This is a genomic window from Candidatus Binatia bacterium (assembly GCA_036382395.1).
Classification (GTDB): domain Bacteria; phylum Desulfobacterota; class Binatia; order HRBIN30; family HRBIN30; genus JAGDMS01.
Window position 1 is genome coordinate 1 of the sequence record DASVHW010000225.1, and the last position, 15,744, is coordinate 15,744.

18 protein-coding genes, 1 tRNA gene and 1 pseudogene are annotated in these 15,744 nt (G+C 62.6%); 9 read left to right on the forward strand and 11 right to left on the reverse strand.

What is annotated here, in order from left to right; genetic code table 11:
• Window positions 1-424: 424 nt before the first annotated feature.
• Window positions 425-1,594 (reverse strand): sialate O-acetylesterase, encoded by a 1,170-nt coding sequence (locus tag VF515_10285; GenBank protein ID HEX7408022.1) that lies wholly within the window; start codon window positions 1,592-1,594, stop codon window positions 425-427.
• Window positions 1,595-1,723: 129 nt separating this feature from the next.
• Here VF515_10285 and VF515_10290 point away from each other — a divergent pair, with 129 nt between their 5' ends.
• Window positions 1,724-1,978: a hypothetical protein gene (locus tag VF515_10290; GenBank protein HEX7408023.1), complete on the forward strand. Its 255-nt coding sequence runs from the start codon at window positions 1,724-1,726 to the stop codon at window positions 1,976-1,978.
• Window positions 1,979-2,618: 640 nt separating this feature from the next.
• Here VF515_10290 and VF515_10295 read toward each other — a convergent pair.
• A complete protein-coding gene (locus tag VF515_10295; protein HEX7408024.1) occupies window positions 2,619-3,140 on the reverse strand; it encodes a hypothetical protein in 522 nt (173 codons plus the stop codon).
• An 81-nt stretch (window positions 3,141-3,221) separates the two neighbouring features.
• On the opposite strand from VF515_10295, the gene VF515_10300 reads away from it, so the two are divergent.
• The 4 genes from VF515_10300 (at window position 3,222) to VF515_10315 (ending at window position 5,255) form a co-directional block, all read left to right on the forward strand.
• Window positions 3,222-3,512, forward strand: a complete 291-nt coding sequence (locus VF515_10300) for a helix-turn-helix transcriptional regulator (protein ID HEX7408025.1) — start codon at window positions 3,222-3,224, stop codon at window positions 3,510-3,512.
• 368 nt (window positions 3,513-3,880) lie between these two features.
• Window positions 3,881-4,267 carry a type II toxin-antitoxin system RelE/ParE family toxin gene (locus VF515_10305; protein HEX7408026.1) on the forward strand — a complete coding sequence of 129 codons (387 nt, stop codon included), beginning with the start codon at window positions 3,881-3,883 and terminating at the stop codon, window positions 4,265-4,267.
• A 37-nt stretch (window positions 4,268-4,304) separates the two neighbouring features.
• Window positions 4,305-4,595 (forward strand): helix-turn-helix transcriptional regulator, encoded by a 291-nt coding sequence (locus tag VF515_10310; protein HEX7408027.1) that lies wholly within the window; start codon window positions 4,305-4,307, stop codon window positions 4,593-4,595.
• A gap of 234 nt (window positions 4,596-4,829) precedes the next feature.
• Window positions 4,830-5,255 (forward strand): antitoxin family protein, encoded by a 426-nt coding sequence (locus VF515_10315; GenBank protein HEX7408028.1) that lies wholly within the window; start codon window positions 4,830-4,832, stop codon window positions 5,253-5,255.
• Window positions 5,256-5,402: 147 nt separating this feature from the next.
• On the opposite strand, the gene VF515_10320 is transcribed toward VF515_10315, so the two are convergent.
• Window positions 5,403-5,476: transfer RNA gene (locus VF515_10320), tRNA-Val, on the reverse strand.
• Window positions 5,477-5,677: 201 nt separating this feature from the next.
• Between VF515_10320 and VF515_10325 the strand changes: the two genes are divergently transcribed.
• Window positions 5,678-6,076, forward strand: a complete 399-nt coding sequence (locus tag VF515_10325) for a phasin family protein (GenBank protein ID HEX7408029.1) — start codon at window positions 5,678-5,680, stop codon at window positions 6,074-6,076.
• A 25-nt stretch (window positions 6,077-6,101) separates the two neighbouring features.
• On the opposite strand, the pseudogene VF515_10330 reads toward VF515_10325, so the two are convergent.
• The 5 genes and pseudogenes from VF515_10330 to VF515_10350 form a co-directional block, all read right to left on the reverse strand.
• Window positions 6,102-6,239, reverse strand: a pseudogene (locus VF515_10330) (hydantoinase/oxoprolinase N-terminal domain-containing protein).
• 15 nt (window positions 6,240-6,254) lie between these two features.
• Complete coding sequence (locus VF515_10335; protein HEX7408030.1) at window positions 6,255-6,389, reverse strand: hypothetical protein; 135 nt, start codon at window positions 6,387-6,389, stop codon at window positions 6,255-6,257.
• Between the two features lie 114 nt (window positions 6,390-6,503).
• Entirely contained in the window at window positions 6,504-6,827 is a 324-nt protein-coding gene (locus VF515_10340; GenBank protein HEX7408031.1) for a zinc ribbon domain-containing protein, read from the reverse strand.
• A gap of 11 nt (window positions 6,828-6,838) precedes the next feature.
• Complete coding sequence (locus VF515_10345; protein HEX7408032.1) at window positions 6,839-7,153, reverse strand: DUF167 domain-containing protein; 315 nt, start codon at window positions 7,151-7,153, stop codon at window positions 6,839-6,841.
• Between the two features lie 4 nt (window positions 7,154-7,157).
• A complete protein-coding gene (locus VF515_10350; protein HEX7408033.1) occupies window positions 7,158-7,457 on the reverse strand; it encodes a YggT family protein in 300 nt (99 codons plus the stop codon).
• Between the two features lie 248 nt (window positions 7,458-7,705).
• Here VF515_10350 and VF515_10355 point away from each other — a divergent pair, with 248 nt between their 5' ends.
• Together VF515_10355 and VF515_10360 are read left to right on the forward strand one after the other, a co-directional pair.
• The gene (locus VF515_10355) at window positions 7,706-8,701 is read left to right on the forward strand and encodes a flippase-like domain-containing protein (GenBank protein HEX7408034.1); all 996 of its coding nucleotides are present in this window, start codon (window positions 7,706-7,708) and stop codon (window positions 8,699-8,701) included.
• 164 nt (window positions 8,702-8,865) lie between these two features.
• Window positions 8,866-10,017, forward strand: coding sequence for a D-alanyl-D-alanine carboxypeptidase (locus tag VF515_10360; protein HEX7408035.1), 1,152 nt, complete (start codon window positions 8,866-8,868; stop codon window positions 10,015-10,017).
• Between the two features lie 83 nt (window positions 10,018-10,100).
• On the opposite strand, the gene lpxC is transcribed toward VF515_10360, so the two are convergent.
• Both lpxC and VF515_10370 read right to left on the reverse strand, forming a co-directional pair.
• Window positions 10,101-11,399, reverse strand: coding sequence for a UDP-3-O-acyl-N-acetylglucosamine deacetylase (lpxC, locus tag VF515_10365; protein ID HEX7408036.1), 1,299 nt, complete (start codon window positions 11,397-11,399; stop codon window positions 10,101-10,103).
• 10 nt (window positions 11,400-11,409) lie between these two features.
• On the reverse strand, window positions 11,410-13,572 hold the full coding sequence (locus tag VF515_10370; protein ID HEX7408037.1) for an ATP-binding protein: 2,163 nt from the start codon (window positions 13,570-13,572) through the stop codon (window positions 11,410-11,412).
• A gap of 197 nt (window positions 13,573-13,769) precedes the next feature.
• Here VF515_10370 and rpiA point away from each other — a divergent pair, with 197 nt between their 5' ends.
• Window positions 13,770-14,489: a ribose-5-phosphate isomerase RpiA gene (gene rpiA, locus VF515_10375; GenBank protein ID HEX7408038.1), complete on the forward strand. Its 720-nt coding sequence runs from the start codon at window positions 13,770-13,772 to the stop codon at window positions 14,487-14,489.
• A 77-nt stretch (window positions 14,490-14,566) separates the two neighbouring features.
• Here the strand turns inward: rpiA and VF515_10380 are convergent.
• Window positions 14,567-15,744 (reverse strand): hypothetical protein (locus VF515_10380; GenBank protein HEX7408039.1); only part of this gene is annotated, 1,178 nt, incomplete at its 5' end.

The following is a 15,744-nucleotide window of genomic DNA, read 5'->3' on the forward strand; positions in this document are numbered from 1 at the left end:
GTCGGTGAGGCGCTATGGATCAGTGATATCAACGGCGACTTCATCGGCGGCCGCCGCGAGTTGCCGGACGGATTTCTCGTCGAGATTCGGGCGCAGGGCAGTCGATAGTCGACCGTTCGCGCCCGCATGGTTCGTCGAGAGGATCCTCCTGCGCCCAAGCAGTGTCGGCGCCGGTTGCGCTCGATGGCCGGTAGCGTGCTCGCGTAGCCCGTTGAATAGACCGGAGTAAACGGAATGGTCGCACGTGGACTCGAACCACGGACCTCCTGCATGTGAGTTCGGGCTCACGGGGTCCACCACGTTCTGCCGAGTCTGAAAGCGCCTGAAAATCAAGGCTTCGACGTGACGCTCCGTCTACTCGGGTCCGCCAGCTTTGGTCCCGTTGGCTGTCAAAATGGCTGTCAATTATTGGCTCAGCTCTCTATCACACCAGCTGGCACCCATTCAGCGCGTTGTTCACCGCGGTGAGGATCTCATCGACGGTGATCTGCCCGTTCTTGTTGGCATCGCCCGCCGTGCAGGCGGAGATGTTTGCGTTGCCGAGGGCGATGTTCACCATCGTCAGGATCTCATCGACGGTGACGTGCCCGTTGCCGTTACAGTCGCCCACGCAGGGTATCAGGGTTGGTGTGACGGCCTGCGCGATAGTAATCTGGGCTGGGAGATTAAAGGTGCTCGAATCGGTAGGCACGACCGCGCCCATCGCTGTGTTGTCGCTGGCGTAGGTGAGCGTGGTGCCGATCCCGGTCAGCGGCGACGGCGCTACAATCGTAATCTGATTGCTCGCGCTGATGGTCACGGTCGAGGAAGGATGCGTAGTGCCGTTGTCATTGATAGTCCACGCAACGGTTGCTAGCGAGCCGCTGGAGGTGATCGGTAAAGTGTTGTCTGTGTATGTTACGACGATGCTTCGTCGGTCGCCCAGCATTTGCACGCTGCTCGGGACCGGACCGGCGCCGTCTGGCCCACCCCACAGGGCCGCTTGAATCGCCGCGAAGGTCCGGTTCGCGATCGTCTGCAGGCTCGCGGTGGTCATGTAATGCAAGCCGTAAGGCGTCTGGTCGTACATCGTGATCCCGCCAGCAACGTGCGTACCGGTGGACCAAAGAGTCTGGATACCGAGGCGTACCGTATCGATGTACGGGACTCCGCCGATGGACGAGCCACCGACCTGGATGGGGAAGAGCACAGATCCGAGGTCCCGGTATGCGGCGGTGGCGGTCGATTGGATCGCCGTCTCGATGTAGCTCAACGTCGGTGGTACGCAGGTGCTACTTGGGCAGTCTGCGTCGATCGTGCACGTCAGCCCGGCGTCAGTTCCACCTGCGCATGTCTTATTCCCCGAGTTCGCTTCGCCCTCATAGAGGACCATCGCTTCACAGCCGCCCGTCCCGGCGGCGGTGACGGTGTTGACCAACAAAGTATAGAATTGTCCACCGTCCACCCAGTACGAAAGTGACGAGGCGCCCACCGACCAGTTGATGATACCGACCGGAACGAGCTGATCAGCCATGATCTCGGTCGCGAGCAACGGCCACGGCGAGCCGTAATGCTCATACAGTGTTGTGCAAGTGGGATCGCCAATTCCAGCCACCCGAAGCTACACGTGCTGTCCGGACAGTCCGCGTTGGTCGCACATGTCTGCCCTTGATTCGCACCGCCAGCGCATGCTCGCGGAGATCGGTACATCGACGCCTTGAGGGTTGGCGCATCAGCAGGGGCAGTGTACGACTGGAAATTCGGCACGCAGGCCCCGCCGTCAGGGCAAGAGTTTGGTGTCGGGGTTCCGGCCCCCGGTGTGACGGGTATGCAACCGTTCCCCGCATTGCTCCCGCTGCTGCACGTCGTGGCCGAGCCGCAGCCGTTGGACTGCCCGCCGATGCAAATGACTGCGCCAATACCGATCGGAGCGACGCTCGCGCTGATCGAGGTGACCGCGCTAAACCGGCAGGTCAGCGCGCCTTGGCCTTGCGGTTGATTGGTTAAAGACCCGCTCCACGCACCACCAGAGCATGTAGCTACGGACGTATAGGAGCCACCGTTAAAGGCGCACTGGATTGCGCTACCATCGGCGCAAGCGCCGCCCACCGGGATATTCGCAACGTACGAACTACATGCTCCGCCGGGACACTCCATGTTGGTTCGACACGCATCGCCGCTGTTCGGCCCGTTGCTGCAAGTGCCGTTGCGTTGGAGAATCTCGTAGGGAACCGGACTCGTAATCGTGATGAACGGCGTCGGTGTCGGTGTCGCGCAGACCGCCTGCCCCAAATAGGCATCGGACAAAACCGCCCCGCTGCTAGCAAGCGACGCATGGAAATAATACGGGTAGCTCACCGGCGCCCAGCCGCTACATCCGCTGATGTCCCCGGATGCCGCGCAGTTCGCCTGCCAACGCAGATACCAGCCGCCCGTTCCACCGGGCTGTTGAAAATAATTCACAACAAAATTTGCGCTGTCGATCGCCACACGGAAATGATCTCCAGCAGCATACGAGAAGCCGGTTGTAAACTCCATTCCAGCAATGTCCATTCCAGCAATGCCCGGCCAGGCCGCTCCGTTGAGCAACGCCCAATAGTAGTTGGTTCCGTAGGGTAACTGCCCGGTGCCGTTATGCGTCAGCCCAAAAAATAGGTCGTTCCCGCTGTTCGCCGTGGCCGTGATCTCGGCCCATCCGTCGCCGGAGGGGCAACGCTCGATGCTCCAGCATCCCATGCACCACCAGTCCCGCCGTCTTTCGTGAGTGAGTTACCACTGATGGAGACGAAAACAGAGTTTGCCCAATTCGTCACCGCACTGCACGCCTGTGGTGTTGGCAGCGTTGCCGGCGTCGGAGTTGGGGTGCCGGCCATCGCGAGTGCCACGCCTTTATCGACACCCAGGATGGACGTAACACGGCTCGTGTTCTCCGCAATCCTCTTCTGGCTTGTCACGGTGATGGTAACGGGGCTGGCGCCGCAGTTGAACGTGACGGTGCCACTGCCGGTGAGGGCTGCATCCAATGCGGCCTCGGTGCAGCTATCCGCGGTGCCCGTCCCGACGAAGGCATCAGCGCACACCGGCCGCGGCATTGATGCAGCCAAGCTGAGGATTGCGACAACCATCCCAGCTATTGCCACGGCATCGGCGTGCTCTTCCATCGTCCCCTCCGTGCCGCTCGTATATCAATACAATTGTATATGGCAAACCGGTGACCGCTCCCCCAACATCCGCTGCCAACGATGGGGCGGCACAAGTTCTCAAGGGCGTTCGGAACCGTCGTCAGGCGCCGACGCCACGCTCTCGCGCTCTCGCAAGAAGCGTTAGCGGAACTTGCTGATATCCACCCGATGCACGTCGGGTACATTGAACGGAGCCAACGCAGCCCGAGCATCGACGTGGCGGAGCGGCTCGCTTGGGCGCTGGGCTTGCCGATATCGACGCTGATGGCGGAAACCGAACGGGAATGGGGCGGGAGGGCGCCTCATGAACGCCGAACGGTGCCAACGAAACGCCGACATCGTGTGAGCTAGCGCCGCGCCCCGCTTCGCGCTCGCTGGGCAACGGCGAATCAGGTCGTCGCTCACCACGCACAGCGCCCACGTCCAAAGCGCGAACCGGCGCACGACGGTGCGCACCAGGATGACTGCGAACCCCGCCGTTGTAGACCACCAGCACTCGGCCCTGCGAGCCGCCGCGAGCGATCTCTTTCGGCCAATGATGGACAGCTGTATGTGTGAAGGGGCCTGTCCCCGTTCAGGCGGCTTCACAAACCCAACGTCCCTGACCGCCGGGTGCTGGCGCTGGCCGCGGAGCCGGGCTGCCCGTTCCATTCCTGCCATTCGTGGATGACGCTCCACAGCGGAGCCCGTTTGCTTTCTGACGCGCGACTCGCATACTCATGGCGATGGCCCAACACCGGCGCCACTGGCGCGACTACCGAACCGCCGGCGGCTCGCGGCCGGTGAAAGAGTTCTTCGATTCCCTCACAGACGAAGAGGCGGCTGAGGTCGTTGCGGCGATGAAGGAGATTGCCACGGCTGGGCTGCGCGCTGCCCGCCACCTCCGGGGGGACATCCACGAGGTGCGCGCTGACGCCGCCAACCGCACGTTTCGCGTCCTATTTGCGGCTGAGGGACGCTTCGGTCAGGTCTTGCTCTCCCTGTCAGGCTTCACCAAGAAGACTCAGAAGACGCCGAGCAAGGAAATCGAGCGCGCCGAACGCCGCCTCCGCGACTGGCGAGGTCGAGGTAAATCAGGACACAGGACAGTAGCTCACGCAACATAGCGTTGACGCTATCGCTCGAAGAGCATATGAAAGATCCATGGCTAAGGCGAAAGACTTCCTGAACGAAATCGTAAGCGAACGAACCGCGAAGAACGGGGCGTTCCCCCGCTTGGTCGCCGAGGCGGAGGCGCGCCGCAGCCTCGCCCGCAAGCTGGCCTCGAAGCGTGCAAAACGGGGGCTCAGCCAGACGGTGGTTGCGGCGCGCATGGGGACCTCTGCGTCCGTTGTCAGCAAGCTTGAATCAGGCGCCGACGTGAAACTGTCGACCTTGCAACGGTACTACTCCGCGATTGGCGAAGAGTTGACGATCTCGTCTTTGCCGATCTGATGTTTCTTCGTGAGCCGAGGACGCCGAAGCACTTCCGCAAGCCCTTCGAGGATGGGGAGCGGGATCACGGTGACCCATTGCCCCGTCCAGCCAGGCCTGCACGAGGCGGGCCGGGGGCCGTGTTGATTGAGAAAAGCGGAAACCCAAACGTTCGTGTCATTGACGCCCTCTCGGCTGCACGGCGCATGGCGCCGTTACAGGAGCGAACCCCCATATTGTCGCACGGCGCGTGGCGTGTTGCTTCCTCCGAAGCTTCCGCACCGCTGCCTCAACGTCGGCAATTGTCAGCTGTGTGCCACGGAACGCCTCATGGGCAACGCGCAGGGCCGCTTCGAGCCGATCGTCTGGCGACAGTCGCGCTGGGCGCCACTCGTGTATGTACCATCGACCGGTATGACCAAGCCCATTGAAGCCATCTACGAGGGCGGTGTGCTGCGGCCGTTGGAAGCGATCGATCTCACAGAGCGGCAGCACGTGCGGGTGGTTGTGCAGCCGGTACCCGCTGCGCCCGGTGAAGAAGATTGGTTGGATACCGAGTGCGTGCAACAGTGTGCGGGCGAGGCCGACGAGCGCATCAGTCTGGAATCCGTTCGGCGGGCCATGTCCAAGATCCACGGTTCGCTGACGGCGGACTTCCTGCAGGAGCGGGCTGATCGTTGAGAGTGGACTGCCACTTTCGTTGGGCTGCTTCGGCCTGAAGGGTCACCCGACGCGAGGCTACAGATTGGCTACAAACCGGCTGCGGACGTGATTCCCGACCGCGACGCAGAGGCGGCTAAGCTGGCGGATTCAGATGAGAAGACCGAGTGGTCGCACGTGGACTCGAACCACGGACCTCCTGCATGTGAGGCAGGCGCTCTAACCAGCTGAGCTATGCGACCGTAAACAGCCCGAACAGGTCATCCGGTACCACAGCAATCCGAGAGGCGCAACGTCGAGGCTTGTCCCTGACGGCGCCACGGCGCCACGGCGGCGCAGGCGCCCGCTGTCCGCTCACTGGGGAGACGAGTGACAAGGCGATAACGCACTGCATTGACTTTGATAACGCACTGCGTTAAACAAAAGACAAGGAGGTGACGAGTATGACCGCGAAAACCGCAAAAGCCGGGAGCTGGAGGAAGGCCTTGCCACGACGGCTGGCTGAGTTGCGCCGCACGACCGAGCGCAGTGTGCGCAAGGGATTGGACGAAACCTTGGATCTGCTTCCGCCCGTTCCGCGCAAGGTGCTGAAGCGTCTGACGGCAAACGTCGACCGGGCTCGCGACGACTTGGAGAAGACCGGCAACCGGTTGGTGGCCGAGGCGCGCAAACGTGCCGAACGCTTCGCCGAGGATATGCAGAAGCGGGTCGAAAGCTCGGTGGGGCCGTTGATGAATCGGCTCGATGTGGCGTCCCGGAAAGACGTTGATCGGCTGCAGCGGCGCCTGCATGAGTTGGAGCGCCGGATCCATTCGCACGGCCACGCCAGCCCGCCTGCGTGAGGTCGCCCCCAGCCACGTCTTCAAATCCGGCGGTCGTCAGGAGCACGACGCGAGCCCCTTGGCGTTGCAGCAGGGCATTGGTGGCGACCGTCGAGCCATACGTCAGCAGCGTCAACTCCACATCGGGCAGCAGTTCGTCAAGTCCGCGGAACACGGCGACTGCCGGATCTGACGGCGTCTAGAGCACCTTGAGCGTGCGCATCTCGGCGCCGAGAAAGGCGATGAGATCCGTAAACGTGCCGCCGGTATCGACGATTGCCGCAGTCCTCCGGCGGCCCCGCCGTCCCCGATGGGAGTGGTGGATCGTGCTCACGGCAGCGCGCTTTTCACAGCCTGGGTCGGAGCGCAAGCGCTGCGCTGGCAGCGCACGAAACAAAAAGCCGCCGACGGTTGCCCGCAGCGGCCTGCAACAGATCCGCCAGCCTGGTCAGGCGGCGGCGGATTCCGTCGACTTGCTCGGCTTCTCGCTCTTCTCGCTCTTTTCGCTCTTCGTGCTGGTCGCGCTCGCCGTCGAGCTTTCAGCCTTGGTTTCGGAGGCTTCCTTGCCCGCCTTGCCTGTCGTGTTGCCACTGTCCTTACGGCCGTAGTCCGTAATGTACCAGCCAGTTCCTTTGAGCTGAAAGGAGGTGGTGGAGATCAACTTCGTGACCTTCGCTTGACAGGTTGGACAGCGCTTCAACACGGGCTCGGTGATTCGTTGCACGATCTCGAATTGCCCGCACTTGCTGCATCGGTACTCGTAGATTGGCATATGATAGAAACTTACTCACGGGCTTCTTGTTTGTCAACGCGAGGCTGCAGCGCTTGCGCCAGGCGCTGGCGGCAGGCTGCCACATCACTGCTCTGGACTTCGATCAGCTTGGTCCGACCCGTTTCCCCGCGCACAATGCGGATAGCGCGCCGTGGCACGCCCAACGTCTCTGCGAGCAGCTCGATGAGCGCCGCGTTGGCCGCGCCGGCGACCGGGGGCGCGTGAACCTGCACCTTGATGGTGTCGTCCTGGCGACTCACGATGCGGTTCCGGCTGGCACGGGGCTGGAGATGGACCTGCAGCCGCAAAGTGGACGGCTGAGCCATCGAATCACCGGATCGAGATGGCCAGGTCGTGGAGGCTTTGCACGAGAAACGCTTGCAAGAAGTATATGGCCACGATCACGATGAGCGGCGAAAAATCGATGCCACCGGCGAACATCGGCAGGCTGCGGCGCACACGATAGAGGAGTGGTTCGGTGGCATTGTAGAGAAAGCGCACGATCGGGTTATGGGGATCGGGATTCACCCACGAGATGAGGGCGCGGGCGATGATGACCCACATATATAAGGTCAGGATCAGTTGGAGGACGGAAGCCATTGCCCCCAGAAAATTCGAGAAGATGAACATGGCGGCTCCTTGGCAGCGACAATCGATGGACAGTCGTTTAGCGCGGACGCCAGTCCGCCACAAGCGTGGCCCGCTCGCGGTGTTCGATCTGGAATCCTGCCCTTTCTAACTTGACCGGTTGGAGCAGAGCGACTAAGTGCAGTCAACCAGTGATGACGCCACCGTCCTGCCAGGCAAAGCCGGAACTCGAGCCCCCTCTTTCGAGAATACCTTTCCAGTCCCGCACTCAGCTGATCGGGGCGCTGGTTTTGGGTTTTGCAGTTTTAGTTTTGTTGTTCGTCTTCTCCGACACTCGCAAGCTGTGGCAAACAGCGTCGGCGCTCGACCCATGGTTACTCCTGATCCCGTTTGCCTGTGCGCTGGCGAGTTACGTGGTGATGGCACTGTCGTACCAGGGGATCGCCCGCGCCGCCGGGTCTCACGTGCCCTTCTGGGAGATGCTCAAGATCACCTTCGTCGCCAATACGGCCAACTACGTGGTGTCGACGGGGGGACTGAGCGGTTTTGCGCTGCGGCTGTACTTTTTCCTGCAGCTTTCGATCCCTTCCGGTACGGCGGTGATCATCTCTCTCGTCCAGACGTTCATTACGAACGTGGTCCTGCTGGTCTTCGTCGTTGTGGGCTTCGCATACTTGATGGCGGCGCACAATCTGCACGGCTATGCCCTGGGCACCACGACAGCGTTGCTCGTCGTCTTTACCCTGGCAGGCGGCGTGGCCGTGCTGCTGCTTCTCCATCGCGGCTTGCGCCGCCGCACCCTCTTCATCATGGCCGAGACGGTGCACTGGTTTCTGCACCGCTTCTTCCCGCGCCACAAGCCGGGACGGATGAGCATTTGGCGGTTTCAACGGAATCTCAACCGCGGCATCGAGTTCCTCCTGCTGCGCAAGCGGCGCATGGTGGTGCCCACGTTGTGGATCGTCGCCGATTGGATATTCACTCTCTTGATTCTGTATGGTGCGTTCGTGGCCGTGCACCACCGCATCCCGATGAGCTTCGTGGTGGTCGGCTTCGCGGTGGGGATTGTCCTGTCTCTGGTGTCGTTTGTGCCCGGGGGACTGGGGGTGATGGAAGGCTCTATGGCCGCGATCTTCAGCAGTCTGTCGGTGCCCTTCGAGACCGCGGTGGTGGCGGTGTTGATCTTCCGCGTCGCCTACTACATCCTGCCGATGATCATCAGCGTGTTCTTCTTCCGCCGCATGCTGGCGCAGGGAACCCGCGGCGCCCCGCAAGTTACGCCGTAATTCCCTCAACTCCGTTGGCCGGAGAATCATCGTGCCACGATGGATATCTGTTCGAAAGCTCACGGTTTCTTGGGCGCTTTACATTTCTTGGGCACTTTCGCTTGACAACCTGAGGCGGATTCCTCACACTAGGAGGCCGCAGGAGTGGTGAGGCCGGGGAGGGCATGAGCGGCAGCAAAACAACTATCGTCTGGGGGCTCTTCATCGCGTCTGCGCTTGCGTCTTCTGCGTGGGCTGCCCATCCCTGTTCGGCCGTTACGGCCAAGGCCGCAATCTTAATCGACAACCAAACCGGCGAGGTTTTGTGGCAGCGAAATGCCGACCTGCCGCTGCCGCCGGCCAGCACGACCAAGATCGTTACCGCGATGGTGGCGCTGCAAAGCGGGCGGCTCGATGATTCGATCGTCGTCACTCCCGAAGCGGCACTCGCGCCGCCCTCCAAGATCAGCCTGCGTGCCGGCTGGAGAATGCGCGTGCGGGATCTCGTGTATGCCCTGTTGCTCAACTCCGCCAACGACGCTGCCGTGGCGCTCGCCGATGGTCTGGCCGGGTCTGTGCCTAGTTTTGCCGAACGGATGAACGCTGTGGCCCGCGCTCTGGGCGCCACGAAGACGCACTTCGTCAATCCGAATGGACTGCCAGCCGACAATCACTACTCGACGGCGAGGGATCTGGCCACCATGTTTGGCCGGGCGTTACAAAATCCAATTTTCGAGAACGTGGTGAGCACCAAGACCACGTCGATATCTCCAGCAGCGGGTTCGACGCGGCGCATCATGCTGCGGAATCACAACCGCCTGCTCGGGAATTACCGAATCCAAGTCGTCGGCAAGACGGGATGGACCCGCGCCGCGAAGAAATGTTTCGTCGGCGCCGGCAGGGTCGGGGGGCGTGAGATCGGAATCGCCGTGCTCGGCTCCACCGATCTGTGGGGAGACGTCAAACATCTGCTCGAGTACGGGCTCGGGGCCGGTGGCGCGCCAGAGCCTGCGACTCCGGAAGTTGAAATGGCGGCGACGGAGATGGATTCTGCTGCCGGCGACGACGATGACACCAACGTCAGGGCGGCGCGGCGGGTGCAGAGGTACTTCGTGGACGTAAGATCGGTTCGCTCCATGCCCAGTGCCAAGCGACCCAAGAACTCGTTACGACAAGCCGGATACCACGCGAGTGTTCAGAAGATCCGCCATGGACGCCACCCGCTCCACCGCGTCCTGGTCGGAAGTTACCCGAGTCGCCGGACGGCAAAGCAGGCGGCGATCAAGCTGAAAAACAAACACCCGCGTCCGTCCGCGCTGGTTTTCGCCAGCCGCTGAGCAGGCGGCTTCCGCGAGGGCGGTCTCGAAGTCCGAGGAACCTCGACCGGCAGTCGTACATCGTAGTGCCCGTCCCGCCGGTCCTACAGCCCCATGACCTTGTGGATCTCGCGCAGGAGGGCGATGTTGTCGGAATGCCCGGTCATGCGGGCGGTAATCATGCCGCGCAGCGGGCGCCCGAGCAGGTAGGCATCGCCCATGATGTCGAGGATCTTGTGGCGGGCAAACTCATCGGGGAAGCGCAGGGCGGTGTTCACCACCTTCTCGTCGTCGATGAGCACGCAGTTGTCCAGTCGACCGCCGCTGGCAAGTCCCATGGTGGCAAGCTGCTTCATGTCGCGCAGGAATCCGAAGGTTCGTGCCGGCGCAATTTCTTCGCGGAAGGATTCCGGACCGGTGTGGATATACGTGTACTGTTGCAGACCCACGGGGTGCGGGTAGAGCAGCGTATAGGCCACGCCGAAACAATCTGCCGGCTCGATGACGATCGATTCCCCGTCTTCCTTGCCCACCATGATCCGCCGGTCGACGACGATTTCCTCGACCGCACCTCCCTGATCGATCACACCGGCGCCGTCGATCAGGCGGCAGAACTCGACTGCCGAGCCGTCCATGATGGGGACCTCGCCCTGCATTTTCACCAGTAAATTCGTGATGCGGTAGGCGTGCAGGGTGGCCATCAGGTGCTCTACGGTCTTGGCCGACATGCCGTTCCGGTGCAGCGTCGTGGCGTAGCCGGTCGAATCCACCCATTCCAATTGCGCCGGCACGGTGTCGTCGGTGGAGAGGCTGGTGAACAGGATGCCGCTCCCAGGCGGCAGCGGCTGCAGGATCAGCCCGGTCTTCACGCCGCTGTGCAATCCCTGCCCGCTGGCAACGACACTGCGGCCGATCGTGCGCTCACTCCAGCGGTGCGTGCGCAGGGCCGGCTGCGGCTGCAGTTCGCTGCCGTCGAGGCGGGCGTCGGCAGCGACGGCGTCGCTCGGTACGCCTGCCGTTTCGCTGCGGCGCAACACGGCGGCGTGATGATCCAGGGCGCGCTTGACGACACGCAACAAGCCGTCGAGCGAGAATGGCTTCTCGATGAAATCGAAGGCGCCCAGTTTCGTCGCCTTGACCGCTGTCTCGATGTTTCCGTGCCCCGAGATCATCACCACCTCGGGTGACGGGGTGGCGCCGTGCAGTTGCTGCAGAAGCTGCAGCCCGTCCATTTCAGGCATCCAGATGTCGAGAATCACGAGTTCGGGATGTTCGCGATGAATCATATCGAGTGCTTGGCGCCCGTCCTCGGCCTCCAAAACGCGGAGGCCCTCCTCGGCCAAGATGCCACGTAGGGAGGTCCGGATTTGCGCTTCGTCGTCCACCACCAATACTGTTGCCATCACACCCTCCTCAGGCCCGCGCCGCGCGCGTGACCTCCGTGCCCCGGCGAATTGGAAAATCGATGATGAACCGGCTGCCGCGCGGTTGGTTATCCTGCACACGGATGTACGCCTGGTGATCGGCGACAACCGCCGAAACAATGGCGAGGCCGAGTCCGGTTCCCTCTTTCTTGGTGGAGAAGTATGGCTCGAACAACCGCAGCTTTGCGTCCCTGCTCATCCCGGTCCCGTTATCCGCCACTTCCAGACGCACGATGCCGCGCGCCGGCAAATGGGATACCAGAAGCTCGATCCGGCCGCGGTCGGGGATACCCTGGCATGCGGCGACGGCGTTGTCGAGGATATTGATCAGTGCCCGCTTGATGGCGTCACGATCGAGCTCGACCAGCGGCAGCCCGTCGGCGGGCTGAAACTCGAAGCTGATGTCCGGATGACCCTGGCGGAAGAGCACCAGCGTCTCATCCACCACCGCGTTCAGGTCTTGCGGGACCACCTCCACCGCAGGGAGGCGCGCAAACATCGAGAACTCGTTCACCAAGCGTTTGAGTTCATCCACTTGGCCGATGATCGTCCGGGTGCATTCGTCGAACAGTGCGCCATCCTCCTGGGCCAACACGGCGCTGTAGCGCTTGCGCAGCCGCTGCGCGGAAAGTTGGATGGGCGTGAGCGGGTTCTTGATTTCGTGCGCCAGGCGCCGCGCCACCTCGCGCCACGCCTCCATCCGCTGCACCCGGAGCAGGTGCGTGACGTCTTCGAAGAACAGCATGAGGCCGCGTGGCGTTCCCGCCTCGTCGGTCAGCGACGTGGTGGTCACCAGGGTGGTGATGATCTGCTCGCCGCCAGTCAGCTTGACCTGCCGTTCCACTTGTTGCTCGGGTGAGGCCAAGGCGTCGTTGATCACCTCGCCGACTTTCCGCAGGTCCGGGCGCTCGAAGACCTGTGACCAGTGCTTGCCGCGAGCCTGCGCCAGCCCGACACCCAGCATTCTCTCGGCGGCGCGGTTGAGCATGGTGACGGCGCCGCTATGGCTGAGCGAGACGACGCCGGCCGCGATGTTCGCCAAAATGTTCTCCACGTACTTCCGGCGTTCGACCAACTCCGAGTTGATCTGCTGCAACTCGGCGGTCATTTGGTTGAAGGAGTCCACGAGCACGGCGGTTTCCTCGTCGCTGCCGGCTTCGATGCGATAATCCCAGTTGCCCTGGGCGACCTCCCGCGTGCCTTCGGCCAGCCGTTGCAGGGGGATGGTGATGCTCTTGGCTTGCTGAAAGCCGAACCACGTCGCCGAGAAAATAACCACGAGCGTGATCAGGGCCAACGTCAGGATGTAGCCGTTCTTGATCGGCTGCTTCATGCTGGAAAGTTGCCGGTACTCTTCGTAAGAGCGCGAGATGTCACGCGCCTTCTTGCTGACGTTGCGTGGTATCAGGTAGTCCACCGCGACCGCTCCGAGGACAGTTCCGTCCGCGCCGCGGACCGGCACCCCGGTGCGTACGATGTCGCCCTTTCCAAAGGAGTAGGTCCGCGCGACGTCTTGCCCGCTGAACAACTCGGCGACGATATCGGCGGGGGCCGTCGGTGACCACTGCCCCACGTCGGTGCTGCTGGCCCGCGCCACGCTCTTGTGGTCGGCAGCAAAGACTTCGAGCCCCGCCAGGTTCAGCTCCTTCAGCTTCTGCTGCACGAAGCGCTGCAGTTCGGGACGCCGGTTCTGCGGCCACAGGCTCTGCTCCACCGTTTCGTGTCCGACCTCACGCGCAAAGTACAGGGCGTTGTTGGCGGCAAACTGATAGTAGCTCTGCGCCACATCGAGAGAGCCCTCCAGCGAGCTCTCGACGCGCACGTTGAACCAGTTCTCGATGGCCGCGGTGAGAAACCCTTGGGCAACGAAAAACAGCAGCACGCTCGGCACCAACGACAAGCCGACGAACGCCAGCACCAAACGCGTGCGCAGGCGCGACCCGAAGATGCCGTGCCGGCGCTCGAAGACCAGCTTCACCAGGTTTCGCGTCACCAGAAAGACCAGCAAAACCAGCAAGATCAGGTTCAGGTTGATCAGCAGGAAGAATACGATGTTGCCCCAGAGGGAAGAACTGTTGCTGAAACGCGCCAGACGCGTTTCAAAAATGGCGAAGACGAGGAACACCGCCGCCGTGAACGCGATGATGATCACTTCTCGCCGGCGCCGGCGGATTTCGTCCGCAGGGAGGGGAGGGCGCCGACCGGTCCCTATGTGCCAGCGTCGAGGCATTGGATGGAGAACATTCTAGGGACGCCGTGCCGGCGGCGCAAGTTCGGCGGTTTACGGCGGTGATGCCGTTGGATATGAAGAGCGGATGAAAAACCGCACAGCGGTAAGAATGCAGAGCTATGGCGAATCCGACGCAGGATAATCCCGTGCTGGCAGCGCTCGCAAGGCGCGCGCTCGAGTTTGTGCAAGACGGCTATGTCGTCGGCTTGGGGACCGGCCGCGCTGCGACCGCCTTTGTCGAGGCGCTTGCCCAGCGCGTCCGCCAGGGCCTGCGGGTGACCGGGGTGCCGACCTCGGCGGCCACCGCGACCGCGGCGCACGAGCGCGGCATCCCGTTGGTTGGACTCGACGATGTGGACCTCATCGACGTCACCGTGGACGGGGCCGACGAGGTCGATCCGTGCCTGGATCTCATCAAAGGATACGGCGGCGCCATGGTGGCCGAGAAAATCGTTGCGGCGGCTTCACGTACGGAGATCATTCTCGTCGGCAGCGAGAAGCTGGTGCCGGTACTGGGCGGGCGCGGTATCCTGCCGGTTGAGGTCATCCCGTTCGCCGTCGGTTTCTGCAAACGGCGCCTGGCGACGCTGGGGTGCCGGCCGCAGGTGCGTCTCATCGACGGACATCCGTTCATCAGCGACAGCGGCAACTATATTCTCGACTGCGGCATCGAGCCGATCGCGGAGCCGCAGTCGCTGGAGACTTCGATCCGCGCCATTCCCGGGGTCGTGGGCACCGGGCTGTTTCTCGGCATCGCTGACGTCGTCCTGGTGGGCGAGGGGGATGTTGCCGTACGCGAACTACGCCGGAAGGGTTCAGTGCTGAGTGCTGAGTCCTGAGTCCTGGGTTCGGAGTCCTGAGTTCGGAACGTAACGGCGGAGCGCCGACTTTTTCCGGCGCTCCGCTCTCTGACTTCTCAAATCACGGGACAGACGAACAACTTCGAATCGAGGCAGGTCAGGAAGGTCTGGTCGATCGAATTGTCGTCGCCGAGATCGATCGTGACTCCGCCGCTGGCGGTGTAGCTGACGAGGTCGGTGTTACCGGTGGCGTCGGTGGTCACCTCGACATCTCCGGCTATCGGGCACGCCCCGCCGTTCAAGGACAGGCTGGTGACCGTCGAGATGTCCACGGCGCCGCCGAAGCAGGGCGAGTCCACGGTACCGCTGATGTCCACCGTGTCCTGACCGGAGGTCGTGGTCGTGTCGTCGGACAAGTCGTACATGGTATAGGTGGCCTGGAAGCTCTGCCCATCTGCGATCAGGGTCACAACTCCGTTCAACTCCAGATCGTAGATTTGGGGGACGCACTGGGCGCCGTACTGGGAGACGCTTATGGAGACGTCGCTGCCGCTGTTGAACGTCAGCGTTGTGGACGTTGCGGGCGGCCCTGTGGTCGCGACGGAAATGCTGCCGGAAGGTGAGAGATCCACGGTGTCGAACATGCACGAGCCGGACGAGCCGCTGTCGGCCAGACTCAGTCCTGCCGAGAAGCCGGTGAAAGTCGTCGTGGCACTTCCGGTGGCGCTGTTCGCTTGCATCGTCAGGCTCGGAATCGACACGGTGAGGTCGGTCGGAATCGTACCACAGATATCGCCTGCCTGGCCGACCGCCGTGAGCGTGCCGTTGAAGGTCAGCATGGTACCGGCGGCGCCGGCCACCTGGCAACTGTTCAGTGTGACTGCGTACGTCGGTGGGCCGAAGATGTCTTGACTGCAGCTCAGTGTCCCGCCGCTCCCGTTCAGACAAGTGAAATCCACGGGAGGAAATGTGAAGGCGGCTGAGCCCGTACCGGGAGTGGGCGCAAGAGTCATTGAGGCTCCAGCTCCAGGGAAATGCCCGAGCAGCATCGAGAGCAGGTTCGGGATCACCAACAGCGCCTTTGTCGAGCTTTCAACCGCGCCGGCTGCTCGCCGGGCGGGGCTCGGCCGCACCGGACAGCCGCTCAGGGCGTAATTCACCGCTGTGAGAATCTCATCCACGGTGATCTGGTGGTCGCCGTTCCCATCGCCCGCTTCACAATCCGAAACCGGCGCATTCCCCAGGGCGATGTTCACCATGGTGAGAATCTCATCCACGGTCACCTGCCCGTCAT